The sequence below is a fragment of the Leptothrix cholodnii SP-6 genome (assembly GCF_000019785.1).
GTDB lineage: Bacteria > Pseudomonadota > Gammaproteobacteria > Burkholderiales > Burkholderiaceae_C > Sphaerotilus > Sphaerotilus cholodnii.
In genome coordinates, this window is sequence record NC_010524.1 from 1,458,230 (window position 1) to 1,484,178 (window position 25,949).

22 protein-coding genes are annotated in these 25,949 nt (G+C 68.1%); 5 read left to right on the plus strand and 17 right to left on the minus strand.

Annotation, left to right across the window (positions count from 1 at the left end):
• Positions 1-2 precede the first annotated feature (2 nt).
• Positions 3-659 (minus strand): transposase, encoded by a 657-nt coding sequence (locus tag LCHO_RS06870; protein WP_012346405.1) that lies wholly within the window; start codon positions 657-659, stop codon positions 3-5.
• 186 nt (positions 660-845) lie between these two features.
• On the opposite strand from LCHO_RS06870, the gene LCHO_RS06875 reads away from it, so the two are divergent.
• The 4 genes from LCHO_RS06875 to LCHO_RS06890 all read left to right on the plus strand — a co-directional run bounded on the left by LCHO_RS06875 (position 846) and on the right by LCHO_RS06890 (position 6,324).
• A complete protein-coding gene (locus LCHO_RS06875; RefSeq protein WP_043703979.1) occupies positions 846-2,258 on the plus strand; it encodes a Wzz/FepE/Etk N-terminal domain-containing protein in 1,413 nt (470 codons plus the stop codon).
• Positions 2,259-2,279: 21 nt separating this feature from the next.
• Positions 2,280-3,182, plus strand: a complete 903-nt coding sequence (locus tag LCHO_RS06880) for a polysaccharide biosynthesis tyrosine autokinase (protein WP_012346407.1) — start codon at positions 2,280-2,282, stop codon at positions 3,180-3,182.
• Between the two features lie 504 nt (positions 3,183-3,686).
• Complete coding sequence (locus LCHO_RS06885; protein WP_043703982.1) at positions 3,687-4,946, plus strand: DUF4082 domain-containing protein; 1,260 nt, start codon at positions 3,687-3,689, stop codon at positions 4,944-4,946.
• 46 nt (positions 4,947-4,992) lie between these two features.
• Positions 4,993-6,324, plus strand: coding sequence for a hypothetical protein (locus LCHO_RS06890; RefSeq protein WP_012346409.1), 1,332 nt, complete (start codon positions 4,993-4,995; stop codon positions 6,322-6,324).
• Here the strand turns inward: LCHO_RS06890 and LCHO_RS06895 are convergent.
• The 16 genes from LCHO_RS06895 to LCHO_RS23885 are packed head-to-tail and all read right to left on the minus strand — an operon-like array spanning position 6,289 to position 25,265.
• The gene (locus LCHO_RS06895; RefSeq protein ID WP_150105425.1) at positions 6,289-7,173 is read right to left on the minus strand and encodes a glycosyltransferase; all 885 of its coding nucleotides are present in this window, start codon (positions 7,171-7,173) and stop codon (positions 6,289-6,291) included. The genes LCHO_RS06890 and LCHO_RS06895 overlap by 36 nt on opposite strands.
• Positions 7,100-8,080, minus strand: a complete 981-nt coding sequence (locus LCHO_RS22010) for a glycosyltransferase family 2 protein (RefSeq protein WP_012346411.1) — start codon at positions 8,078-8,080, stop codon at positions 7,100-7,102. Before LCHO_RS22010 ends, LCHO_RS06895 begins: the two co-directional genes overlap by 74 nt.
• Positions 8,081-8,097: 17 nt before the next feature.
• Positions 8,098-9,048 carry a glycosyltransferase family 8 protein gene (locus LCHO_RS06905; RefSeq protein WP_012346412.1) on the minus strand — a complete coding sequence of 317 codons (951 nt, stop codon included), beginning with the start codon at positions 9,046-9,048 and terminating at the stop codon, positions 8,098-8,100.
• Positions 9,049-9,064: 16 nt separating this feature from the next.
• The gene (locus LCHO_RS06910; protein ID WP_012346413.1) at positions 9,065-10,084 is read right to left on the minus strand and encodes a glycosyltransferase family 2 protein; all 1,020 of its coding nucleotides are present in this window, start codon (positions 10,082-10,084) and stop codon (positions 9,065-9,067) included.
• Positions 10,081-11,415 (minus strand): hypothetical protein, encoded by a 1,335-nt coding sequence (locus LCHO_RS06915; RefSeq protein WP_012346414.1) that lies wholly within the window; start codon positions 11,413-11,415, stop codon positions 10,081-10,083. Before LCHO_RS06915 ends, LCHO_RS06910 begins: the two co-directional genes overlap by 4 nt.
• The gene (wecB, locus tag LCHO_RS06920; protein ID WP_043704948.1) at positions 11,412-12,530 is read right to left on the minus strand and encodes a non-hydrolyzing UDP-N-acetylglucosamine 2-epimerase; all 1,119 of its coding nucleotides are present in this window, start codon (positions 12,528-12,530) and stop codon (positions 11,412-11,414) included. Before wecB ends, LCHO_RS06915 begins: the two co-directional genes overlap by 4 nt.
• A gap of 8 nt (positions 12,531-12,538) precedes the next feature.
• Positions 12,539-13,747, minus strand: coding sequence for a GNAT family N-acetyltransferase (locus LCHO_RS06925; protein WP_012346416.1), 1,209 nt, complete (start codon positions 13,745-13,747; stop codon positions 12,539-12,541).
• A gap of 28 nt (positions 13,748-13,775) precedes the next feature.
• Positions 13,776-14,447, minus strand: a complete 672-nt coding sequence (locus LCHO_RS06930) for a class I SAM-dependent methyltransferase (protein WP_012346417.1) — start codon at positions 14,445-14,447, stop codon at positions 13,776-13,778.
• The gene (locus LCHO_RS06935; RefSeq protein WP_012346418.1) at positions 14,444-15,418 is read right to left on the minus strand and encodes a glycosyltransferase family 2 protein; all 975 of its coding nucleotides are present in this window, start codon (positions 15,416-15,418) and stop codon (positions 14,444-14,446) included. Before LCHO_RS06935 ends, LCHO_RS06930 begins: the two co-directional genes overlap by 4 nt.
• An 11-nt stretch (positions 15,419-15,429) precedes the next feature.
• Positions 15,430-17,307: an asparagine synthase (glutamine-hydrolyzing) gene (gene asnB / locus LCHO_RS06940; RefSeq protein ID WP_012346419.1), complete on the minus strand. Its 1,878-nt coding sequence runs from the start codon at positions 17,305-17,307 to the stop codon at positions 15,430-15,432.
• Positions 17,282-18,190, minus strand: a complete 909-nt coding sequence (locus LCHO_RS06945) for a glycosyltransferase family 2 protein (protein ID WP_012346420.1) — start codon at positions 18,188-18,190, stop codon at positions 17,282-17,284. The genes asnB and LCHO_RS06945 overlap by 26 nt, the downstream gene beginning before the upstream one ends.
• The gene (locus LCHO_RS23650) at positions 18,187-19,272 is read right to left on the minus strand and encodes a polysaccharide deacetylase family protein (protein WP_012346421.1); all 1,086 of its coding nucleotides are present in this window, start codon (positions 19,270-19,272) and stop codon (positions 18,187-18,189) included. Before LCHO_RS23650 ends, LCHO_RS06945 begins: the two co-directional genes overlap by 4 nt.
• Positions 19,273-21,855 (minus strand): DUF354 domain-containing protein, encoded by a 2,583-nt coding sequence (locus tag LCHO_RS22685; protein WP_012346422.1) that lies wholly within the window; start codon positions 21,853-21,855, stop codon positions 19,273-19,275. It lies immediately after the preceding gene.
• A 15-nt stretch (positions 21,856-21,870) separates the two neighbouring features.
• The gene (locus LCHO_RS06960; protein WP_223210513.1) at positions 21,871-23,082 is read right to left on the minus strand and encodes a DegT/DnrJ/EryC1/StrS family aminotransferase; all 1,212 of its coding nucleotides are present in this window, start codon (positions 23,080-23,082) and stop codon (positions 21,871-21,873) included.
• Entirely contained in the window at positions 23,046-24,023 is a 978-nt protein-coding gene (locus LCHO_RS06965; protein WP_012346424.1) for an NAD-dependent epimerase/dehydratase family protein, read from the minus strand. Before LCHO_RS06965 ends, LCHO_RS06960 begins: the two co-directional genes overlap by 37 nt.
• 30 nt (positions 24,024-24,053) lie before the next feature.
• Positions 24,054-25,265: a sugar transferase gene (locus LCHO_RS23885; protein WP_012346425.1), complete on the minus strand. Its 1,212-nt coding sequence runs from the start codon at positions 25,263-25,265 to the stop codon at positions 24,054-24,056.
• An 81-nt stretch (positions 25,266-25,346) separates the two neighbouring features.
• Between LCHO_RS23885 and LCHO_RS24185 the strand changes: the two genes are divergently transcribed.
• Complete coding sequence (locus tag LCHO_RS24185; RefSeq protein ID WP_275935187.1) at positions 25,347-25,934, plus strand: acyltransferase; 588 nt, start codon at positions 25,347-25,349, stop codon at positions 25,932-25,934.
• Positions 25,935-25,949 lie beyond the last annotated feature (15 nt).

The following is a 25,949-nucleotide window of genomic DNA, read 5'->3' on the forward strand; positions in this document are numbered from 1 at the left end:
GTTCACGGCGATTCGGTCGTCCGGTTTCTCGAGCGCCGGTCCGAGCGCATGAACCACAGGCGCAGCGTGTTCATGCGCGCTTCGGGCGTGCCGTCGTTGAAGCGCCATTCGCACTCCTTCAGGTACAGCAGCAGGTGCTGCCGCGGCACGCCGTTGAAGCGCCGCAGCAGCCGCGCGCTCGACTGCCAGAACGCCCGGACGACCTTGCGCCGCGGCAGGTCGCCGGCCAGCGCGTCGCCCAGCTCGACCCGCATCCGTCCGTCGCGCATCTCGGCGGGCTCGGTGGGGGAGATGGTCTGGTCGAAGCACACGATGGCGTCGACCGCCGGCCCCGGCCATGGCGCGGTGGCCGGCTCGGCGATCGGCACGATGTGGACGCGGCCGTCGCGTTCGAGCAGTCCGGCCACCGGAACGATCCGCACGACCGGCGCATCACCGGCCTGCACCGGCGCCACCGGTCTGCCGTCCAGGGTCGGTGTTGCGCCGGGCTCGTCGCGCCAGCGCCCGTCGCGCTCGATGTGATGGGCGATCGTCTCGCGCAGGCGGTGGTAGTAGAGCCGTGCGGTGTTGCGGTTGACACCGACCGTCTCGGCCGCCGGCCGGGCCGGCGTGCCCGCCACGAAACACTCGAACAGGCGCTGGCTCTGCTCTTCGCTCATCCGCGATCGTTGCTTCCTCATGGGGTGTGAAGTTAGCCCGCCTGCGTGCACGCCGACGACACCCGGCGTAGTCCGAACTGCTCATGCCGGCGCACCGGCGCGTGCCTGTTGCGCCCGAGCCCGGTGCGTAGGCTCGGAGCGGTCGAATCGACACATGCAACCTCGAACTGCGAGATCGGAGCCGGTGTGGATCTCTACGTCATGCTCGCGGCGCTGCGCACGCGCCTGGTCCTTTTCGTGCTGGTGTTCGTCGCGACCGTCGCGGCGGCGGCGGTGGTGGCCGTGTCCTTGCCCAAGACCTACCGGGCCACCGCGTCGCTGCTGGTGGCCGAGTCGCTGCGCGGCAATGCCCTGCCCGAACGCGGCGCCTACCTGCAGACGCAGGCCGACATCATCAAGAGCGAAACCGTCGCCCGCCGGGTGGTCGCCGCGCTCAAGCTGGCCGACAGCCCGCAGGCTCGGCAGGCCCATGCACGCACGGCCAGCGACGGCTCGTTCGAGGACTGGCTGGCCACCCGCTGGCTGGCGGCGCCGCAGGTCGATCTGGCGCACAGCAGCGTCATCCGCATCGGCGTCGACGCGCCCAAGGCGAGCACGGCCGCCGAGACCGCCAATGCCTACGCCCAGGCCTATGTCGAGCTGGCCCGCGAACTGCGCACCGACAACACCGGGCGCGCCGAACGCCTGCTCGACACCCGGCTGACGACCCTGCGCAACGACCTGCGGCAGGCGCAGGACCGGCTGCTCGACCACCAGCGCCGCAACGGCATCGTCTCGTCCGACGCCCGCGCCGACCTGCGCGAGACGCGCCTGGCCGAGGTGTCCGCGCAGCTGTCGCGGGCGCGCGAACAGAACCTCGACCTCGCCAGCCGCCAGCAGCACGTGCGCCAGTTGCGCCAGCAGGGCAGCCCGCTGGACCGGCTCAACGAGGTCCAGACCGACTCGCAGGTGCAGCGCCTGAGCGCCGAGCTTGAGCAGGGCGAGGCCCGGCTGCAGGCGCTGTCGCAGCAGTACGGCACCGCCTACCCGCCCTACCAGAGCCAGCTGGCTGAAAACGCCCGCCGCCGTGCCGCGCTCGACGCCCAGATCAACAAGGTGCTGGCCGGCCTCGAGAACGCCGCCGCACAGGGCCGCTGGCGTGCCGCGGCGCTCGAGGCCGAACTGGCCGGCCAGCGCTCGCGGCTGCTGGCGGTCGGATCCGAACGCGGTGAACTGGCCACGCTGACGCACAACGTCGAGAGCGCCCAGCGCACCTACGACATGGCGGTGCAAGGCTTCATGGTCGACATGGTCGGCAACGAGCTCTACAACTCGCAGGTGTCGCTGCTCAGTCCGGCCTCGGTGCCGCTCGAACCGCATGCGCCCCGGATCGGGCTGCTGATGGCGGCAGCGGTCGTGGCCGGTGCGCTGCTGGGCCTGGCCACCGTCGTCATGCTGGAACTGCGCGATCGGCGGGTGCGTTCGGCGGTCGACCTGCGCCGGCTGACGGCCGACGATTCGGTGCCGCTGCTGGGCGTGACCAGCCGCTGGAGTCCGCCCAGGCAGGCACGAGCGGCGTCGCTCCAGCCGGCCTCGACGCTGACCTTTCAACCCCGCTGAGCCAACGCACCGAGGTCCGCCATGTCAGCCATGCCCGCCACGCCCCGATTGATGGCCGTCGAGTCCGGCCTGCAGGCCAGGCCGCACCCGGATCGCCGGCTCGGCGGCATCCTGGCCGCGCAAGGCAAGCTCGACCCCGCGGGCATCGAGCGCGTGCTCGAGCTGCAGCACCGCGAGGGCAGCCGTTTCGGCGCGGCGGCGCTGCATCTCAAGCTGATCACGGTCGAGGATCTGGTCCACGCCATCACGGCGCAATACGACCTGCCGCACCTGCGCCCCGACAACCGGCGCATCAGCCTCGAACTGGTCACGGCCTTCGAGCCCTTCCATGCCTGCGCCGAGCAGATGCGGGCCCTGCGCTCGCAGCTGCTGCAGCGCTGGCCGGCCGAAGACGGGCAGGCGCACAGCCTGGCCATCGTCAGCCCGGCCCGCGGCGACGGCCGCAGCTACCTGGCGGCGAACCTGGCGGTCGCGTTCGCGCAACTGGGCTGCCGCACCCTGCTGATCGACGCCGACCTGCGCTGGCCGCGCCAGCATCTGATCTTCGACGTGTCCGATCGCATCGGCCTGTCGACCGTGCTGAGCGCCCGCTCGGACGACCGCGCCGCCGTGACGGCGCTGCCCGCGTTCGGGCCGCTGCACCTGCTGCCGGCGGGCGACTGCCCGCCCAATCCGCTGGACCTGCTCTCGCGCGAGGCCTGGCCCGCCCTGCTGCAGGTGCTGCGGCCGGCCTTCGACGTGATCCTGATCGACACGCCGGCGGCCGAGTTCTGCGCCGATGCGCTGGGCGTGGCGCGCCGCGCCGGCCATGCCCTGGTCGTCGCCCGCAAGGACGGCACGCGCCTGAGCAGCACCACCGAGCTGATCAGCCAGCTGCACGACGAAGGCACGCGCGTGATGGGCACCGTCCTGAACGCCCCGTGAGGGCAGGCGGTCGCCTCGACCGCCTTCATATTTGCAAGCAACCGTTGCAAACGGCGTCTGCCTGCTTCAAAAAACATCCGTTTCCGGCGTCCGACCTGCAGCCCTTGCAGGTGCAAAGCGGCATTTGTCTGACTGTCTTTACAGCAGAAGTTGTTAACGCCGTGAAACATCGACGCCCCGGTCTATGCCAGACCCGGGGGGGCGTCGGAGCCTGACTCGCGCCGTCCCCGACCCGAGCCGATATCCCGGTACGCAACAGTTTGAAGCACCGCATCCGGCGATTGCTGGACTAATGCGATCACTTGCCGTGATCCGACCGGATCAATTTTTCAGACAAGTGAACAACACGGGATGCCCCGGCCAGGCATCGCCCCCGAGGGTTCCTTCGTAGAAAAACACTGCAACGCGTCACCGTTCGTGCCTCTCCGGGCCGGCCGGTCGGGCCCACTTTTGCCTCGAGTTTGTTTGACCATGCAAGTTGATTTTCAGCCGTACCGAAAAGCATTGCTTGTTTCGCTGATCGCCAGCACCTTTCTCGTCACGGCCTGTGGCGGTGGTGGTGGCGGTGGCCCCGATGACACCAGCGTGGCCTTGAACGGTGACGAGGCAGCCGCTGCCGACGGCGACACGCCCGACTCGAAAGCCGAGATCTCCGCGGCCGCGACCACCACGACCTCGACCTCGACCTGGAGCTTTCTCGCCAAGGAAGGCGCCTCGTTCACGGTCGGCACCGGGAAGACCGTCCGCTACGGCGCCGGAACCCAATGGATCCAGAAGACGGTGTCGGGCACGGCCGCCTGCACCAGCAACTTCTTCGGCTCCGACCCCGCGTTCGGCATCGTCAAGGAATGTCAGCTGCTGAACACCGTCACGTCGACCACCACCGCCGCGCAATCGATCTTCACGACGCAGACGCCGGTCACGACCAACATCACCGATGGTGTCGGCGTCAACTACGAGCTGGGCATGCGCTTCAAGGCCTTGGTGGCCGGCCAGATCAAGGGTGTGCGCTTCTACAAGTCCTCGAAGGAAACCGGCACCCACACCGGCAGGATCTGGTCTTCCACGGGGGCGCTGCTGGGCTCGGTCGTGTTCACGGCCGAGACCGCGTCCGGCTGGCAGACCGCCACCTTCGCCACCCCGATCAATGTCGTCGCGGGTGGCCTCTATGCCGTGACCGTCAACACCGGCGCCACCTACTACGTGGCGACGAGCAACGGCCTGGCCACGCAGATCGCCAACGGCTCCCTGAGCACGATCGTCGGCAGCAACGGCATCTTCGGCCCGGTCGGTGCCTACCCCACGCAGTCGTGGCAGGCCTCCAACTATTTCCGCGACGTGGTGTTCGTGCCGACGACGGCTGCACCGGCTCCGGCGCCAGTCCCCGCACCGGCTCCTGCGCCGGCTCCTGTACCCGCGCCAGCCCCTGCGCCGGCTCCTGCACCGGCGCCGGCCCCAGCGCCCGCACCGGCCCCAGCTCCCGCACCGGCACCGGCACCGGCGCCCACGCCGACTCAGGCGACGGCCACCCTGTCATGGGCGGCGAATCCTGAAGCGGCCGTGACGGGCTATCGCGTGTACTACGGAACGGCTTCCAGGACGTACTTCCAGGCCAAGGGCGCCGGCATCGCCATCGGCAAGGTGACCAGCCACACGCTCTATGCCCTGCAGTCGGGTTATCGATACTATTTCGCGGTGACCGCCGTCGACGCCGCCGGCAACGAGAGCCTCTACTCGAGCGAAGCCTCCAAGCTCATTCAGTAGTCGCTGGCGCCAGCGCCGTGCCGTTCAATTTCCGGAACACGTCACCATGAAGATCTTCACCCAGCTATTGGCCCTGGTCATCCTGTTTGCCGCCCAGTCGGCGATCGCCAAGAACAACTACGTCAGAGCCGGCGCCACCGGTGCCAACAACGGCAGCGACTGGACCAACGCCTACGCGTCGCTGCCGGCCACGCTGGTGCGCGGCGACACCTACTACATCGCCGACGGCAGCTACGCCGGCCGCACGTTCTCGACGCCGGTCAGCGGCACCACGCCCATCATCATCAAGAAGGCGACGCTGGCCGATCACGGCATCGCGACCGGCTGGAGCGATTCATATGGCGACGGTCAGGCCGCCTTCACCAGCGGACTGGTCTTCACCTCGTCGTACTGGACCCTCGACGGCCAGACCGGCGGTGGCGCCGTCAACAGCTGGGTGCAGAACTTCGGCTTCAAGATCACCGAGACCCGCGACGGCAACGCCGTCATCAAGATCGGCCAGGGGGTCACGGCCAACAACATCACGATCCGGCACGTCGATCTGCAGGGCAAGGGCAGCGTCAGCAACCTGGGTGGCTCGGCGTCGAACGACGGTCTGGCGATCTACGGCGCGTCGGACGTCACCCTGTCCCATTTCCGGATGGTCGGCATCGGCCGCTGCCCGTTCTTCGTCAGCCCGCGCAACCTGGTGGTCGAGCATGGCTGGGTCCAATCCTATTTCGGCTCGGCCGCCGTGCATTCCGAAGTGGCCAGCATCTGGGGGTTTGCCGGCGCCGTCGGTGACGTGACCTTCCGCCACAACCTGTTCACCGACATTCAAAGCACCGGCGGCATCATGTGGGACAACTCGTCCAACAACAGCGCCCGCCTGAATGTCTACGGCAACGTCTTCTACAAGCCTGCCGGTGCCAGCTGGGGCCGTGCCAACGGCGTGGTCGGCGGCTGGACGGGCGGTGGTGGCGAGCAGTTCCGCAATGCGTCGGTCTACAACAACTCCTTCATCAACGTCGACCAGGAAAGCCTGAGCACGCTGCCCAACGTCTATTCCGGCAACGTCGCCCACAACAACATCTTCTACAACAGCAGCAGCCCCAACTTCGCCAAGTTCGGCGCTCACAACCACAACCACTTCATCAATTCCGGCGGCAACCACTCGGAAGCCAACGGCACCAGCGCGGCCAGCGGCGATCCGTTCGTCAATGTCGCCGGACTGGACTTCCGCCTGAAGGCCGCCACGGCCGCAGGCCTGACCCTGGCAGCGCCCTTCAACGTGGATGCGCTGGGCAAGACCCGCGGTGCTGACGGCACCAGCGATCGCGGCGCCTTCGAGTTCGGTGGGGCGTCACTGTCGGCTCCGGCCAATCTGCAGGTCCAGTGAGCAGACCTTTCTCGGGTCGTCGACCCGCGCCAGCGGATGCGTGACCCGGCCCAGCGCCTTGTGGACGAGGGCCTTGAGGCGCCGCTCGTGCCGTTCACGGTCGAAGCGGGAAATGACGATGCACGAGGTGTGGATCGGCAGACAGTGGCGCCACTTCTTCTTGATGTGGTCATGACAGCGATAGAACTCGGCCGGCAGTTCGATCAGCTGGTTCGTGTTGTGCACGCAGAAGGCGGGAATGGCGTAGTTGGACAGGCCGGCGCTGCGCGCCTGCAGGCACAGGTCGGTGCCATAGAGGTGGAAATGCGGCAGCTCCGCATCGAACCTCAGCCCGGTCGATCTGCGGGTGATCAGCACGATCTCGTCGAGGGTTTCGACCGGTTCGGGCCCGTGGATGACGCGGCCGTGCAGGCCTCGCCCGGTCGTGTAGACCCGGCCCCAGCCACCGGGCGAACCCCCACGAACCCCGAAGCTGCCCAGCACGCCCCAGGCGATGCCCGCGTCATCGAGGCTACGGATCGCGCGTGACACGGCGTCGAACCAGTGCTCGGGCAGGTAGACGTCCTGATGGACGAACACCAGGATGTCGCTGCGAGCCTCGTCGATCGCGCGGTTGTAGGCCGCAGCGGCCGAGTTGAAGCCTTCCTTGAGCAACAGGTCGGGTTGGCGTCCGCCGGCGATGTCCGGTGACAGCAGCAGGTTGCGCGCCAAGACCGTCCGGTCATTGACCGCGGCGACGATCGTGCATCGATCCGGGCTCATGTCGGGCTGCACCTCATGCGCGCCGATAGCTGTTGCCGTTGACGTGCCGCAGGGTTCGCATGGCCTCGAATCCGCGCGCGCCGACACAGGCGAGGGTGAGGGCCTTGAGCGCCGAGAACAGGGTCGGATGGACCTGGACCGACGCGATCAGGGATCGGATCGAGGCCGTCGAATCACCGTTCAGCCGATGCTGCAAGGCGATGGCCACATGGGTGGCAGCGTATTCCCTTCGGACATAAAGCCGTTCCGGGCCGTTGAGCCGATGACAGCCGGCCAGATGCCGGTAGGTCTTCAGGATGTTTTCAAGGTATTCCAGCCTCGCGTGCACATACAGCTCTGAAAGCCCGCCGCCGTCGCCCAGGCGCTGCAGCTTGGTGCCGGCAAAACAGTTGACGAAGAAGGGCCCTTGCAGCGCGATCCGGCTCAACAGGTCGGTGTCTTCGCAGACCCGCATCGACACGTCGAAGCCACCTGCCGCGTCGATCGCCTGGCGGGCGATCAGCCACGCGGAGGGGAAGAACGCCGACTCCAGGACGTCGCACAGCGGCCGCGGTCTGAGGGGCTGACGGCGGAACTCGTCGACCAGGCCGCGTACCTCGAAGATCGAACGCTGCGCGCCGTTCTTCTCCTCCACGGTGCAGTCGAGCATGTGCGCGATGGCCTGCGGATGGGCCTGCATGTCCGCGCATTGGATCTTCAATCGATCGGGGTGCCATTCGTCGTCGGAGTCCAGGAAGGCGATCCAGTCGCCTTGTGCCAGACCCAGGCCGGTGTTCCGGGCTGCACTCACGCCGGCATTGGGCTGGAAGACCCATCTGACCCGACCCGCGTAGGCGCGCATGACCTGGTCGGTGCGGTCGGTCGAGCCGTCATCGACCACGATGATCTCGTGCGCAGGCAGGCTCTGCTGCAGGACGCTGTCGATGGCCAGGCCCAGGCAGAACGCCCGGTTGTAGGTCGGGATGACAACCGAAATTCTGGGTGTCGAGGTCATGGAGGATCCCCGGCGGCCTATCGGGCCTGTCGTGTCGAGAAGGTCTGCCTGAGCTGGTGTTTCAGCCGTCGGGTCGACTCGTGGGCCGACAGCGCGCGATTCATTCTGGACACCAGCGCGCGGATCGCATCCGTCCATCGCATGACCGGGTGCCGCGCGAAAAGCGTCCGGCTGCGCCACCCGTCGTACAGGCGGGCATTCAGGCTCAGGCTGTCGGCCTTCCAGGGCTTGAGGGCGGTGATGAAGTGCACGATGCCGGGCCGCTGCGAGGGCGCCAGGGCAGCGATGTCGGTGCTGCGATGACCCTGGAAATTCCAGTGCGCAGCCAGCGGCTTCCAGTGCCCGTCGCAGGCCACGTTGAGGGCATCCTGGTCGGCGAAGGGGGTCTGCGGGTGTGCGACCAGATGGTCGCGGGCCGCTGCCGATACCCGGCCGGCGCGCCAGCGCGCCAGGTCGATCAGCAGCACGCCGGCATTGAAGTAGTCGCACACGTCCGGCATGCCGGTCGGTGCCGGTGATGTCGACTTGAGTTCGGCATCGAGGCCATCGCGCACGGCGCCCAGGATGGCGCCGTCGAGTTCGGTCCGCATCAGCGGCAGCAGATCGCCCAGGACCAGGATGTCGGTGTCGAGATAGAGCACCCGCTCGAGTTCGGCCGGTAGCAGATCGGCCATCAGCAGCCTGGCAAAGGTCATCTTCGAGATGGCGGCCTGGGTTTCGAACGAGCTGAAATCCGTCAGGTCGACCGCGTGCCATCGGATCTGCGCAGCCCGCGCCGGCAGCGACCGTTCCACCCGCGCCCGGCCTGGCAGCGAGACATCGTCGACCAGCACGTGGCATTCGATCGGCCAGTGCGCGGCGTTGCTCTCGACGACCGAGCGCAGCGTGGTGGCCAGCGGCATCAGATAGGCCTCGTCGCAGGCCAGGACGATCGGGCAGAAGGCGCCGGCGTGGTGATTCGGTGCCATCGTGGTGACTCCGGCCTCAGTGGCGTATCCAGGCCGTGACCGCGCGGATGCGGGAAACGGCCGGCAGCAAGGCGCCCGACAGCCGCAGGCCGATCCGCCGCTTGCACGCCAGCGCACGCCAGGGCGCGCCGTGCTGCACGCCGGGCCACGCGCTGACCGCCAGATCGCACAGGCGCTGCGACAGCGCCATCCGGTTGTCGTTGAAGGCGCTGCTGGCCGCTTGCACCGCCTGGTGCGCGAGCTGTTGCAGCAGCGCCTGGTGCAGCCGGTCGGCCGAAGCCAGCACCGGCCGGCAGGTCTGCACGAAGGCGTCGACGGCCAGCCGGCGTTGCTGCAGGTCGGCCAGGCCCTCGTCCTGGGCATAACCGAGCGACATGTTGGCGCAGTGGCGGCGATAGACCGCCAGGTCGGCCTTGACGAATCCGACCGGCGCGTGGGCGGCCAGTCGCAGCCACAGTTCCAGGTCGCCGCTGTGGGGCAGGTCGGCGCGATAGCCGCCGAGCTGCTTGAGCAGGCGCGTGCGCACGATGGCCGTGGGCGTGGGCACCACGTTGTTGGCGCCGGCCTCGATGCACAGGCGCACGAAATCCTCACCGCTTATCACGATCGACGGCTCGCCGGCGGTGTCGACATCGACCCGGATCGAGCGCGTGCTGCCGTCGTCGTGCAGTTCGATCGCCTCGCCGAAACACAGGCCCACGTCGGGATGGGCCTGCATCAGCGCCAGGGCGCGATCGAGTGCGCCGGGCAGCAGGTGGTCGTCGGCCGACAGCAGCAGCATGTGCTCGGCGCGGATCCAGTCGATGCCCTCGTTGTAGGTGGCGATGTGCCCGCGGTTGACGGCATGGCGTCGATAGGTGATGCGTGCATCCTCGCGCGCCAGTGCCTCGCCGACCTCGGGCGTTTCGTCGGGCGATGCGTCATCGAGGATCAGGACACGCCAGTCGCAGGCACCTTGTGTCTGGACGCTGTGCACGCAGTCGCGCAGATAGCGCCCGTAGCGGTAGCAGGGAACGACGATGTCGATCGAGTTCATCGCAGGACACTCCTGGTTGGTGCATGCGCCGCCGTTGGCGCCGTGCGGATGCGCAGGGGGCGCACCGAGTTGACGTGCTGTCGGGCCGCCTGGGGGGCGAGCGAGCCGATGGCGGCCAGCGTCATGTAGAGAAACACGACCGATTGATCGAAGTAGGACACCCCCAGGAAGGCCGTGGCGTGCGTGAACAGCGCGGCTCCCAGGGCCCAGATCAGGAAGGGCGGCGCCGCGCCCGGTGTTTCGGCCTGCCGCAGGCTGCGACCGACGGTCGCGAAGGCCAGCACCAGCACGGCGATGAACGACAGCATCAGCGGCAGTCCGCCGTCCACGCCCATGCGGATGTAGTGGTTCGTGATGTCGGCGTGCTGGTCGCTCCAGGCCACGCCATAGGGCAGCCAGCTCCGGGTGTGATTCGTGCCGGCCAGCCACCATTGCGGCAGGTGGTCGATCGCCGCTTCGATCAGGGCCGCCCGGTGCCAGCTGGTGCTGCTGCCCGTCAGGTCGATGCGCGCGAGCAGGTAGTAGGCGGGCGCCTTCATGACGATGTCCAGCGCCACATAGGCCAGCACCACCAGCCAGCGCAGCAGGCGCAGGTGCTGGCGCCAGTGCCAGAACAGCAAGGCGCCCGTGGCGTAGATCGCGCCCAGGAACGGCCCGCTCGAACCGGACGCGAGCACCAGCGTCAGGGCGGCCACGGCGCCTGCGATGGCCGTCTTGCGGTGCGGTTTCCAGAGTGCCGCCATCAGGGGCAGCGTCGTTGCCCCGACGAAGCCGCAGAGGATCGAATGGGCAAACGGCCCCTGCGCCCGCACGGTCTGATCGCGGATCTCCGACAGCAGCGTGCTGCCACCGAACACGGCAAACGGATTGAGGCCGGTGCGCTTCTCGTAGGCGATGGCCACGGCCAGCGGCATCAGCACCCAGGCCGTGATGCGGCACAGGTCGAGCGCTTCGTCCCTCGACTGGCAGAAGACCCGGAACAGGAAATAGGTGAGGGCGCAGGTGTAGACCATGCCACTGCGATTGACCAGCGTGGCGACGACATCCTCGTGCAACAGGCTGGTCGCCAGCGCCGCGGCGCTCCAGACAAGCATCATCGTGTCGAGGCCGTTGATGTGATACGTCTGGGCTTCGCCTCTCATCATGACCCGCAGCACGCCGATGGCCAGCAGCAGACGCATGGCGTAGAAGTTGAACGGCCCCAGCGCCAGGCTCAGGTCGACCGGCAGATGGACGCCGCCCGCCAGCAGCGCCAGCGCGGCCCAGCGCCGTGGCAGCGCGATCAGGCCGATGGCCGCGATCAGCACGAAGGCGATGGCCAGGGCGTTCATGACAGGCTCGCCGCCGGCGCCTCTGCGTGCTGCAACAGGGCGTCGACGATCCGCTCGGCCGTGTGGCCGTCCCAGAACGTCGGGATCCGGCCACGTGAATGGCGGGCTTCCAGCAGCTCCGCCACATCCTGCTGCAGGCGATCGAGCCGGGTGAGCCGGTTGGTGCCGACCTCGATCGTGACCGGCCGCTCGGTATTGGGCCGCAGCGTCAGGCAGGGCGTGCCCAGGTAGGTGGACTCTTCCTGGATGCCGCCGGAGTCGGTCAGCACGAAGCGCGCGTTCTCGGTCATCCACAGCGAGTCGTGATAGCCGATCGGCTCGATCAGCCGGATCGCCGCCGCATCGGCCGGCGCGATCTCGAAGCGCGCGAGCATCGCCCGGGTGCGTGGATGGACCGGAAACACCACCGGCACGCGCTGCGCGATGACGTTGAGCGCCACCATGATCTGACGCAGGCTGGGCGCGTCGTCGACGTTGGACGGGCGGTGCAGCGTGACGTAGACGAAACCGCGCGGTTCGAGCTGCAGGCGTGCCGGCAGGGGCGAGGCGTGCGCCTGCGCGAGGTTCGCCACCAGGGCATCGATCATCACGTTGCCGACGAAGCGGATCTTCGCGGCCGGTACGCCCTCGCGCTGCAGATTGGCGTCGCCGTCGATCGACGGCGTGAGCAGCAGATCGGCCAGCGCATCGGTGACGATGCGGTTGATCTCCTCGGGCATGCTGCGGTCGAAGCTGCGCAAGCCGGCCTCGACATGCGCCACCTTGATGCCCAGCTTGGCGCACACCAGCGTGCAGGCCAGGGTCGAGTTGACGTCGCCGACCACGACCACCCAGTCGGGCCGGTCCTGCTCGCACACCGGCTCGAAAGCCGCCATCACGTTGGCCGTCTGCACCGCATGCGAGCCCGAGCCGACACCGAGGTTGATGTCCGGCGCGGGGATGCCGAGATCCTCGAAGAAGATGCTCGACATCGCCTTGTCGTAATGCTGGCCGGTGTGCACCAGCCGGTATTGCAGGCCGGGCGTGCCATCGAGCGCGCGTTTGCGCACCTCGTGGATGATCGGGGCGACCTTCATGAAGTTGGGCCGCGCGCCGGCCACGATCAGGAGTTTCATCGCGTGGTTCATGCTCGATCCCTCGCAGTGGCAGGGTGGCTCGGCGTCAGCCGAGTGCCGGACGCAGCCTTGCGGCGTCGCCAGCCGGTCTTGATCCGGTCGGTCAGGCCGGCGTGCTGCACCAGGCGCCGTGCCCCGGAGTCGAGCGCCAGCGACAGCTTGAGCAGCAGCATCATGGCCATGCCCCTGGCGGTCGGGGCGAACAGCCAGGCCGGTGTCTCGCGCCAGCTCCGGTCGCCGAAGCGCGCCTTGTACGGTGCGTCGCCGAGGCCGAAATCGAGCCGTCGCACGCCTTCTTGCGCCAGCGCGTCGGCCAGCCGGATGAACAGCAGGGTGCCGACCTTGAACTCGCGCAGATCCGGGTCGTAGCCGGTCTCGGACAGGTTGAAGACATCCGCATAGATCGAGCCGATCCAGAAGGCCCGCACCTGCGAGTCGATCTCCAGCAGCTGCACCCGCAATTGCCCGCGGCGCGCAAACAGCTCGTAGCGGCGCCGGTGGTCGTCGTCGTCGAAGAAGCCGACACCCAGCGCGCGCTGATAGGTGCGTGCAGCCAACGGCTCCAGGTGTGCGCACAGCGCGGCGATGTCGTCGACGGCGTTCATCCAGCGCCAGACCACCCGGCCCGGGAAAGCCGCCTCGAGGTCCTTCTGATGGCGGCGCATGTTGCTGCGGTGCTTGGCGCTGAGCTTGCTGTCGACCGAGCGGCCGTCGTCGGGCAGCCGCATCTCGTGGTGGGTTGCCCACCTCGGCGCCTTCACGCTCAGCCTTGTGTCGCGCTCGATCTGCAGCGCCTGCCACAGCGGCGAGTGTTCCGGCAGATGATGAAAGGCCACCGCATCGGCCACACCGCTGCGCAACAGCGATCGCAGGTAGCCGATGACCTCGCCGGCGGCTGCGTCGTCGAGCTTGCCGAGCAAGCCCTGATGGATCACGACCAGCACCCGCGCGGGCATGCGCACCGGCTGCAGATAGCCGATCGACGGCGCGAAGGGGTTGCACTCGATGCGCCCGAGCAGCAGCGCATCGGGGCCGCTGTCGCGGTTGTTTTCGCTGTCCTGCTCGATCACGATCACGCACGGCGATTCGACTTCCGTGCGGTGCCGGCACACCAGCTCGAACTGCGCCAGATCGTTGTTGACGTGGTCCTGCCATTGCTGCCAGCGCGCGCGCACCGGCGCCAGTTCCTGCAGTGTCCGGATCGCCCTGATGCGCATGCCGTCGCCCTTGCTCTGCCGGGCCCGCTCAGGCACAGCCGCGCCAGATGGCCATCTGCGGCGCGCTCGGCGGATGCCCGTGTCGTTCGAGGAAACCGCTCGTGTCCAGCATCGCCGCACAGCGCGGTCGCTTGTAGATCACGTAGCGTCTGCCGGCGTCCGCTGCGCGCAGATGGTCCATCACCTGCTGCAGCACCGGCTCGGAGAACGGGTTGTAGAGATAGAGCACCAGATCGCCGTGCGGGAACACGAAGTCGGCCGCGTCGGCATGCAGCACGATGGCAGTGCTTGCCTGCTGCCGGTGCAGGTTGTCGGTGGCGATCTCGGCCAGCTCGCGCGCGAACTCCACGCCGATGACCTGCGCGAAGCCCATGCGCGCGGCCACCAGCAGCGTGCGGCCCTTGCCGCAGCCGAGGTCGATGAAGGTGTAGCCACGCAGGTTTTCGCCGAGGAACTCGAGCGCCGCCACCAGCTCGTGTTCGTCGGTGGCCTCGTAGCGTTCGCCGTGACGTGCGTTCGGCGAGCCGATGCTGAGCCTCCACAGCGGCGCCAGGCCACCGGTGTCGGTGCCGTGGCGGCGGTCGAAATCCGCCACCTCCGGCGGGTCGCCGAGCTGCGCCACGACGCGCCGGCAGGCGGCGGCAACGCCGTCATCGCGCAGGGTGCGCATGAGCTTGCGGGTCAGCAACTCGATGTTCACGGCTGGGCCTCCTGATCGTTGCGGGCCCAGCGCTCGCCGCCGGCCGCCCAGCGCAGCCGGGCCAGCCATTTGGGCCAGGCGTTGCTGCGCGCGGCGCGGCGGTCGAACAGCGCCTGCAGCGGCCAGATCAGCAGCAGAACGCCGACCCGCAAGGCGCTGGCGCCGAACAGGGCGGCGCGGTAGAGCATGGCGTAGCGGGGCGATCGGGTGTTGCGGAAGAAGCGCCACTGCGATTCGACCGCCATGACGGCCGAGAAGGTGTTCACCCGCGCCTGCGAACTGCTCGCGCCACCGTGGTGGACCACCACCGCCGCGGGCACGAAACAGATGCCGAAGCCGGCCCGCGCGGCTTTCAGGCACAGCGCCATGTCTTCGGCGTACATGAAGTAGTCGGTGCTGAAGCGGCCGATGGCCTCGAACGGCGCACGCTTGATCATCAGGCAGGCGCCGGAGACGGCATCGACGCGGCAGGCTTGCCGGCCCGGGCGCAGCAGCGCCTGCTTGCCCCACAGGCGCGCGCCCGGAAACCGGCGGCGCAGCCAGTCGCAATCGAGCATCTGGTTGAGGATGGTCGGAAACGCACGCACGCAGGTGTCCTGCACCGAGCCGTCGCTGTTGAGCAGCTTGGGGCCGACGATCGCCGCGTCCGGGGTGTTCACCAGTTGCCAGTAGAGCGCCTCGATGGCCGCGCCGATCACCTCGGTGTCCGGGTTCAGGAACAGCAGCACCTCGCCGCGCGAGACCTCGAAGGCGGCGTTGTTGGCGCGGGCAAAACCGAGGTTCTTCCCGGCCTGGATGAAGCGCACCTGCGGATGCTCCTGGCGCAGCATCTCGGCGCAGCCGTCGAACGAACCCGAGTCGATCACGATGATCTCGACGCTCAGGGCGCTCGTGCTCTCGGGGATCGACGCCAGGGCCTTGCGCAGGAACTCGCGGGAGTTCCAGTTGACGATGATGATCGACAGATCCATGGGCGGCCTCGTCATGCCTGGATGAAGGTGCGGTGCCACAGTTCCAGCGACACCAGCAGATAAAGGTGGCGCATGAACGGCTCGCTGCCTTGCTGATGGCGCCGGATCATCTGGCGGATGTAGCCCTGGTCGAAATAACGCCCCATGTGCGAATCGCTGCCGAGCAGGCAGTCGTCGACCATCGGTTTCATCGGCCCGCGCAGCCAGTCGGCCACCGGGTGTGCAAAGCCCTTCTTCTGCCGATAGACCGTCTGCGGCGGCAGCCAGCGCGTCATCGCCTTCTTGTGCAGGTACTTGCCGCTCAGCCCCTTGAGCTTGAGTTGCGGCGGCAGGCTCTCGATGAACTCGACCAGGCGATGGTCCAGGAAGGGCACGCGCACCTCCAGCGAGTTGGCCATCGAGGTCTTGTCGGCCACCATCAGCAGGTCGTCGGGCAGGTTGGCGCGGGTGTCGATGTAGAGCATCTGCGAGAGCGGGTCGAGATGATCGACGTCGCTCTGCAGCGGGCGCAGCGCATCGCGCGTGCCGTAGCGCGAGCGCTCGAAGCCGGCCTTGAGTGCGCCGGTGTAGAGCTGCGCCTTCATGTCGGCGCTGAAGAACGAATAGATCTTCGTGAAGCGGGTCAGGACGTCGCGCTCGCCCAGCGACGCCACGCCGCGCTTGAGGCGCTCCAGCGGCAGCGGCAGGTGCTCGACCAGGCGGGCGATCTGGCCGGTCAGGCGCTGCGGCAAGCGGCTGTAGGCACCCGAGAGCTTGACGCCCAGGTAGCGGTCGTAGCCGGCCCAGGGCTCGTCGGCGCCTTGCCCGGTCAAGGCCACCTTGACGTGCGAACTCGTCATCTGCGCCAGGAAATAGAACGCCGGCGCGGGCTCATGGGCGACCGGTTCCTCCAGGTCGCGCATGTAGCGCTCGAAGTAGCCGATGTAGTCGCGGTGGCTCAGCATCATCGAGTGATGTTCGGCGCCGAACTGGCGCGCGGTCTGACGGGCGTCGTCGACCTCGTTGGTTCTCTCGCCGCCTTCGAAGCCGATGGTGAAGGTCTGCACCGGCCCGCTCGCGTAGGTGCTCATGATCGCCAGCAGCGCGCCGGAATCGACCCCTGAACTCAGGAACAGGCCGACCGGAACGTCGCTGCGCATCTGCAGGCGCACGGCGTCTTCCAGCAAGGCCTGGTATTGCTCGATCAGATCGTTTTCGCGCCAGCTCGTGCGCTGGACCGGGATGCGGTTCCAGTAGCGTTGCACCTCGACATCCTTGTGCGTGACCCGCATCCAATGACCGGGCTGCAGCTTGACGATGCCCTTGAACAAGGTCTTGGGCGAGGGCACGAAGCGGAAGGTGAACAGCTGCGCCAGTGCGTCGAGGTCGATCTCGCGGCGCAGCCCGGGATGCTGGAGCAGGGCGCCGATCTCGGAACCGAACAGCAGCTGCTCGCCGACCCGCGCGACATAGAGCGGCTTGATGCCCAGCGGGTCGCGCGCCAGAAAGACCGAGCGGTCCGATGCATCGAAGAGCACGAACGCGAACATGCCGTTGAAGTGCTTCACGCAATCCGTGCCCCATTGTTCGTAGGCATGCACGATGACTTCGGTGTCGCAGACGCTCCTGAAGCAATGCCCGCACTTGATCAGTTCGGCGCGCAGCTCGATGAAGTTGTAGATCTCGCCATTGAAGACGACCTGGATCGAGGCGTCTTCATTGCCGATCGGCTGCGCTCCGCCGGCGACGTCGATGATGCTCAGGCGCCGATGGCCGAGGCCGATCTCGCGGTCGAGAAAATAGCCCTCGCCGTCCGGCCCGCGGTGCGTCAGCGAGGCCGTCATGCGCTCGAGGATGGCCCGATCGACGGGCTGTCCGCTGCGGTCAAAGAGGGCGCTGATGCCGCACATGCGCACCTCGCAGCGAGTTCAGCAGCTTGTGTTGCTGCTCGGTCTTCAGGAAGCTCACGACCTCCGCCGGCAGCACCACCGGCGCACCGCTGAGCCGGCGCTGGACGTAACCCAGCAAGGTGGCGGCGCTGCCGATCAGGCGCGGCGGATCCATCGAGCGATAGATGCAGCGCAGGCACAGGAACAGCAGGCCGTAGCCGAGCGACTGCAGCCGCTGACCCTCCCGCACCTTGGCGGCCACCGGCGGTGCGGATGCGGTGCCGGTGCGGCGATGCTCCAGCACCTGCAAGGCCGCGAAGGTGCGGACCTTCCAGCCCTTCATGCGCGCCATGATCTCGGCCGCCGAATCGATGCCACCTTCGGGCAGGGCGAGATAGCCGCCGATCTGCTCGAAGCAGGCCCGCCGGAACAGCTGCACCGCCCCGGCGACGCTGTCGGGCGCGACGTTCTGGCTCACGAAGCGATCGCCGATCCGGGTCGCCACCATGCCACCGGCCAGGCCCAGGCTCGGGTCGCTGTCGAGTTCGCCCAGCAGCGATTCGAAGTAGTGACTCGGCAGCGAGATGTCGGCGTCCAGGTTGCCGATGTAGCGGTAGTCGAGAGCGCCCACCTCGGCCAGTCCGGCATTGAAGGCATGGACCTTGTTGCCGAAGTGCCGCGTGCCGTCACGCCGGATCTCGAGCAGCTGCATGAAGTCGTGCTGCGCCGCGTATCGGCGCACGATCTCGGCCGTGCGGTCGGTCGAGTTGTCGCTGACGACGACCCACTTGAGCGGCCGCACGGTCTGCGCCACCATCGATTCGAGCGTCTGCTCGATCAGCGCTTCTTCGTTGTGCGCCGGCGTGATGATCACGAAAGGCGCGATGGTCGGCGTGCCGTTCATGCCTGTTCTCCCGCCGGCCACGGCGCTGCAAAGCGGCTCAGGGTGCCGAAGGTGTAGCGCTCGGGATGATCGGCCGAGTGCGCCAGCAAAGGCCTCACGGTCTTTTCGTTGCGGGTGGTGAAGAGCTTCGAATGACCGATCAGCACGAACGGCAGCCGGGCGTCGGCCCGGGCGTCGAATCGACGCGCAGCCCGGTGCAGGGCATGGATCAGCTGGCGGCCGCCACATTGATTGAAGTCGGCCTTCCAGGCCTGGCGCTGCAGCAGCAGGGACAGCCACTGGCGTGCGGTGCGGCTGGCGGTTCTGCGCTGCGTCGAGCCGGCCGTGCTGACATCCTGCGGCAGCTGACGCCGCCAGCCGGTGATGGCGCGATGGATGCGCCCCGGCGTGACGAAGGCACCCAGCCAGCGCTGTTCGCTGTAGATCGGCACTTCCCAGAGTGCGCCCGTGTCGTCGCGCCGGCAGATGTCGTCCGGGTCGGCCCGCCAGGGGGCGATCGGGCTGTGCGCGCTCGAATAGTCGAAGTTGACCCGGCCGTTGCGGCGGCCGTACTTGAACACCGAGGTGTCGATCTCGATGCCGTTGTCGATCAGCGCGCGCACCACGTCATGCGACGGGCTGACCGACCAGTTCGCAGCGCGGAAGGCGATGCACCGATAGCCCGGATCGACCGGCTGCAGCAGCGCTTCGAGAAACTGCTTGCCACGGCGCACCATCGCGCTCATGCGCTCGTAGGGCAGTGAGGCGAAGTCGTATTCGGACCAGTCCTGGACCCATAGTCCGTGTGCCAACTGCGCATTGAAGTACGAAGAATGCAGGTGCAACTGCACGTCATGGCCGCCGGCGACGGCACGGCGCAGCTGATCCACGATGGCCTCGTAGCCGTAGGTGTCGCAGCCGTGCGTGTCCTTGTGCTCCTTGAACTTGAGGATCTCCGCCACATCGGCCATGACGGTCAGCTTGGCGCCGTAGGCATCGAACAGGCGCAGCAGGCGCTCGGTCGGCTCGACCATCAGCGCGAGCGGGCAGCCCTGTCCGTTGCCGTGGATCTCGTAGTCGAGCGTGAAGATGAGGTGCAGCATTCATTCACCTCGGGCGATGCGGGCGATCTGGTCGACGATGGTGTGCAGCGCGCTGCGCTCGGCATGGGCCACGGGTGGCACCCGGTGCCGTTGGGTGAGGTCGATGCGCGTGCGTACGTCCTCGATGCTTTCGAGCATCACCAGGCGGCCCTGTTCGACCAGGTAGCGGTCGACCGCGCCGATGGGGCCGCGGAAGATGCTGTAGACCGGCACCCCCAGCGCGGCGGCTTCGCGGTTCATGGTGCCGCCGCCGCTGATGACGAGGTCGGAGTGCCAGACCAGGTTCAGGCCGTCCACCGCCCGGCCCGGAATGCTCATCTTGCCGCTGGCCAGATGCTCGGGCCATTGCCGGGCGATCTGCTCGCCCTGGCGCTGATTACGAGGCAGCAGGACCACCTGCACCCGCGCGTCCTGCGCCAGCAGCTCGATCACGGCGGCGAACAGCGCCTCGCTCTCGGGGTTGTGGTAGTGCGCTTCGGTCGCGGGCGGGCGCACGGTGACGACGATCTTGTCAGCCGCCAGGCCCAGCTCCTCGACGATCGCCGGATCGGGCTTGAAGGCCGCGGCGTAGACGTCCTCCTTGATACCCGGGTACTTGAACACCCGGTCGGCGAAGCGGCCGGCCACGTCGCTCGGAATGATCTCCGGAACGATCATCACGTCGGCCCGATTGACGTGGGTCACGTGTTCGTAGTCGGCGATCACCACCGCCGGAATGCCCAGCAGGCGCGCCGCCATGATCTGCGCGCGCGAGCCGTGCGACACCGCCAGGTCGGGCCGGTTGCGCACGATCAGCGGCAGCAGCTGGGCGGCGCGGACCAGCAGGCCGAGTGCCTTCATCAGCTTGTTCTTGCCGAAATGACGACCGACGGTGATGCAGGGCATCTGGTTGAGCCGGGCCAGGTCGGTGACCTGGAAGGCGTCGCGCGCGGTCAGCAGCACCGTGTAGCCCTGGCCACGCAGTTCATCGACGATCGGCCGGAAGAAGGGCACGTGAGGCGAGTTGTCGAGATCGATCCAGATCTGGCGGGCCCGACCCTGGCTGGCCGCATCTCGGCGCCGCAGATGCCGCAGATGCCGCAGGGGGCCGGGCAGCTGTTGCGGCGGCACCAGCACGAGCAGCACCTGCAGCGCGTAGCCGCTGCTGACGAGCATCGCCAGCGTGCCCATGCCGATGGCCCACATCGGCGGCAGGAGCTGGAAACCGACGAACACCAGGCCGATGGCGCTGATGAACAGCAGGCCGGTGCGTGCATTCACGCGTGACCAGCGGAAGCCGGTCAGGCGACGCACCACCGCATAGACCACCAGGCCGTGAAACACGTACGAGCCGAAGAAGGCGATGCCGGCACCGTTCAAGCCGAAGCGCTGCACGCACCACCACGACAGGCCGACATTGGCGAGCGTCCAGGCCAGCTCGACGCCGAAGAACAGCGCCTGCCGGTTTGTGGCGACGATGATGTAGCCCATCGGCCAGGTGATCACGCGCAGCGCCATGCCCAGGCAGATCCAGCGCAGCACGTCGATGGCGGCGCTGAACTCGGCGGTGTAGAACAAGGCGATCACGAGCGAGGCGAAGGTCAGCGTCGCGATCACGCCCGGCGCGGCCAGCAGCAGGCTGATCTGCGCCTGCTGGTTGACCATCTGGTTGGCGCGGCCGTTGTCGGTGATGACACCGACCAGGCGCGGATAGAAGTCGGTCCCCATGGCGTGCAGGATGAAGCCGGTGTAGAGCCCGCCCAGGGTCCAGGCAGCCTGGTACAGGCCGGCCGCACCCAGCCCGGCCTGGCGCAGCACGAACAGCCGCACGATGTAGGCCGCGGCCGTGATCAGCAGCCCGCTGGCCATGAAGGCGAAGCCGAGCTTGAGCAGCGCGGTCGCTTCGTGGCGGATCTGCGCATGCGACAGCACACACGGTTCGATGTGCACCTTCTGGCTGTACCACCAGAAGGTCGCGGCGGTCAGCGCCGTCACCGTCACCAGTGCGGGCACCACGCCGTCCTGGCCGAGGTAGTAGACAAACGGGATGCTGGCCAGCGTGCCGCACAGCGCGCCCAGCACGCTGATGCGGGCCAGGTCGGCGATGCGTCGCATGCCCTGGATCAGCGCCCCCTGGCCGTCCGACACGAGCCGCAGGAACACCGCCAGCGACAGCACGGCCACGGCCGTGGCGTGGGCGTCATTGCCGAAGGTGGCCTGTGCGATCGGCCGCGCCAGCAGGATCAGCAGCAGGCCCCCGAAGATGCCCAGCGCCACCGCGACCCGGCGCAGCACGACGATGGTCTGGGCCATCCGCAGGGCGTCGCCTGAAGCGGCCGACTCGGCGATCTGGCGCACGCCGCTGTTGTTGATGCCCATGCCGGCCACGCTGTGGGTCAGGTCGATGATCGACAGGTAGACCCCCATCAGGCCGACACCCGCCGGGCCGAGCAGCACCGCCATGACCTTGGTGCGGGCAATGCCGATCAGCACCCTCACGGCGGTCGAACCGCCGATCAGCAGCGTCGAGTGGAGGATGTCGCGGTATGAACTGGCGCTCAGGGGCTGCGGCGGGTTGGGATCGGTGGCGGCGGTGACGGGCATGACGGCGGCTCCGGTTCATTCGACGGGCTGTGCCGACTCGGGCGTGGGCAAGGCACACACGCCACACGCCCGGGCCAGTGCCGACACCACGCGCTGCTGATCCTGCGCGGTCAACTGCGGATACAGCGGCAGCAGGATGGCGTGGTCCTGTGCGGCTTCGGAGTGCGGCAGGGGCTGGGTGAGCGCCACGTCGCGGCAGGCCGGCTCACGGTGGCTGCACATGATCCCGCGCCGCGTGCTGATGCCGGCATCGAGCAAGGACTGCATCACGGCGCGCTGATCGCAGCGCGCCGGCAGCCGCACGCAATAGCTCTGCCAGTTGCTGCGCGCCCATGCCGGCTCTTGCGGCATGCCCAGCCCGTCGATCCCGGCCAGCTGACGGGCGTACTGCGCCGCCAGGTGGCGCCGCCTGGCCACGATCTCCGGCAGCCGCTTGAGCTGCTCCCGGCCGACGGCGGCCTGGATGTCGGTCATGCGGTAGTTGTAGCCCAGCGTCGGGTAGGTCTCGAAGATCACCTGATCGGCACCGTGGCGCACGCTGTCGGGCACGCTCATCGCGTGCTGGCGCAGCAGCCGGTATTGGCGATCCCAATCGGCGCGGCGGGTCGTCAGCATGCCGCCCTCGCCGGTGCTGATGACCTTGCGCGGGTGCAATGAGAAACAGGCCACGTCGCCGTGCGGTCGGCCGATCGGCTGCCATTCGCCCTGCCAGGCGATCTCGCTGCCGATCGCGCAGGCGGCGTCCTCGATCACCACCAGGCCGTGCCGGTGGCCGATCTCGACCAGCCGCTGCAGGTCGCAGGGCAGGCCCATCTGATGCACGCACAGGATCGCCCGGGTCCGGTCGGTGATCGCCGCCTCGATGCGTGCGGGGTCGAGGTTGAAGCTGCCGGGCTCGATGTCGACGAACACCGGCACGGCCCCGCAATAGCGCACCGCATTGGCGGTGGCGATGAAGGAGTGGCTGACGGTGATCACTTCATCACCGGCCTGCACACCCGCCACCCGCAGCGCCAGATGCAAGGCAGTGGTGCAGTTCGACACCGCGCAGGCGTGCGGCGCACCCACGTAGCTGGCAAACGCCTGCTCGAACGCCGCCACCTCCGGCCCCTGCGTGATCCAGCCGCTCAGGATGGCGCGCCGGGCGGCCTCGGCTTCGGCTTCACCCATCACGGGCATCGCGACCGGGATCATGCGGCCACCGCCTTCGACCGGTTCATGTGCCACCAGTCGACCAGCCGCGCCAGGCCTTCGGCGAGCCCGACCTGCGATCGGAAGCCCAGCCGCCGAGCGGCCCGGTCGGTGTCGGCCAGCCGGCGCGGCACGGCGTTGACGAGGCGCTCGGGCCCGTATTCGACCGGCAGCTTCGAGCCCATCACGTCGAGCAGTGCGGCGGCGAGCTGATTCAGGCTCGTCTCGACGCCGCTGGCCACGTTGAAGACCTCGTCATCGGCATCCGAGCGCAGCGCCAGCACGTTGGCGCGGGCGACATCGTCGATGTAGACGAAGTCCATGGTCTGCTGGCCCGAGCCGAGGATCAGCGGCGGCAGGCCGGCGTCGATGCGGTCGATCCAGCGGATCAGCACCTCGGTGTACTGGCCGTGCAGGTCCATGCGCGGCCCGTAGACATTGAAGTAGCGCATCGCCGTGTAGGGCAGGGCGTGCATCGCGTGATACGAGCGCAGCAGGCCTTCGAGCATCACCTTGCTGGCGCCGTACCAGGTGCGGTTGTTGTAGGGGTGGTGGTCTTCGCGGGTCGGGAACGAATCGGCCATGCCGTAGATCGACGCCGACGAGGCCGCGACGATCTTGGCCACGCCGGCCTCGCGGGCCGCCTCGACGACGTTGAAGCTGCCGTCGCACATCACCTGCATTGCCCGCCGGGCATCGGCCGCACAGGCCGTGATGCGCAGGGCGGCGAGGTGGATCACCGCGTCCATGCCGGTGGTGGCGCGGCGCACCGTTTCGGCATCGCAGATGTCGCCTTGCACGAAGCGCAGGCGCGGGTCGCTCAGCGCCGACTCGACATTGGCCAGCGAGCCGCGCACCAGGTTGTCGAGGATCACGATCTGCGCCGGCGCATGCTGGCGCAGCAGCAGGTCGATGGTGGTCGAGCCGATCAGCCCGGCCCCGCCCGTGACGAGGATTCTGGCGCCGTCGATGTTCATGGCGATGGGTTCCGTGGGGGGGACGATGGGCTAGACCGCGCCCTTGCAGAGCAGGACGACGCGCACGGTCTTCAGGAGGATCTTCAGATCGAGTGCGAGCGAGCAGTCGCGGATGTAGCGCAGGTCCATGCGCACCATCTCGTTGAAGCTGACCCGGCTGCGGCCCTCCACCTGCCACAGGCCGGTGATGCCGGGCCGCAGCGTCAACATGCGCCGCAGATGCCACGGCTGGTAGAGCGCGGCTTCGTAGGGCAGGGCCGGCCGCGGGCCGACCAGGCTCATGTCGCCCTTGAGGACGTTGAACAGCTGCGGCAGTTCGTCGATGCTGGTCTTGCGCATCAGCCGTCCCAGGCGCGTGACACGCGGGTCGCGCTGCAGCTTGTAGGGCGCGGGCTTGCCCTCGGCGGCGCCGTCCTCGGGCGGGTCGCAGCGGATCAGGCGGGTGACGAAGGCGCGATGGATCTGGTCGTCCACGTTGCTGGTCATCGAGCGGAACTTGTAGAAGGTGAAGGGCTGGCCGCCCCGGCCCAGACGGGTCTGCCTGAAGATCACCGGCCCGGGCGAACTCAGTGCGACCGTCGCGCCCACCAGCAGCATCAGCGGGCCGAGCAGAACGAGTGCTGCGAGTGCGCCCACGAGATCGAGGACGCGCTTGAGCGGATAGCCACTCTCGTGCTGGCCGGCAGCATCGGCGGCCAGAAAGAACTGGAACGGCGGCCGGGTGCCGTGGCCCTTGGCGAGGGTCTCGAACAGGGTGTCCGGATAGGTGGCGGCCATCGTTTCGTAATGCAGTCCGCCCGTCCGCTCGGCGACGTGGCGCAGGAAGGACTGCATGCCGTGCTCGTCGGTGTCCGGGCACAGCACGGCGATCGTGTCGTCACCGACGTGGCCGAGGATGTCGGTCTCGCGCTTGGTGCCGTGGATGATTTCCAGCAGCTGATCGGCCTGGCGCGTGTGCAGCGCCTGATGCGTGCCGATCTCGAACAGCGCCAGCGACAGCGCCGCCCGCGAGCGTTCGGCGCGGCATTTTTCCCGGTGCAGATCCTTCAGGAAGTCGTTGAACGGCAGCGTGTCGGACCAGCGGGAATCGGCCGGCGCAGGCGTGGCCGACGCGGTAGAAGCGGTCCGGGTGCTTGCCGACGCTTGCCGGTCGTCGAAGCGGTGCGCCGGCCTGGACGGCGCGAGATCAGGCCGGTCGATGCCCTCGAAGGAAGAGGCCAGTGACCGGTTCTCAGCACGCATGGAATGTCCCCCCGGCGATCGGATGAGTCGGATCCTAGAAAGGCCCGCCGCCTGTCCACCCGTGCCGTTCGTGCCGTGCTCATGGACCGAACGGACTATCCGGCGCGGTCGTGCCGTGATGCGGGCTGCGGCGTCCCGACCCGCATGCTCGGGTCCATGCAAAGCGGTCGATCACGGGGAGATGCGCACATGCCGATAGCCGAGAGCGTGAAGCTGGGATCGAACGTCACGGTCATGCATCCGACGTTGGTGAACCTGTACGGATGCACGGTCGGCGACGACACGCGCATCGGCGCTTTCGTCGAGATCCAGAAGGGCGCCACGGTCGGGGCGCGTTGCAAGATCTCGTCGCACTCGTTCATCTGCGAAGGCGTGCGCATCGACGATGAAGTCTTCATCGGCCACGGCGTCATGTTCACCAATGACGCCCGTCCACGCGCCACCAATGCCGACGGCCAGTTGCAGTCGGCGGCCGATTGGCAGCTCGAATGCACGCACGTCGGGCGCTGCGCCTCGATCGGCAGCGGCGCGACCATCCTGTCAGGCCTGACGATCGGCGAAGGCGCGATGGTCGGGGCCGGTGCGGTGGTCACCCGCGATGTCCCCGATCACGCGATCGTGGCCGGCGTGCCGGCGCGCGTGATCGGCGATGCTCGCACCCGCCGCTGAGCGCCTGTTCTCGAT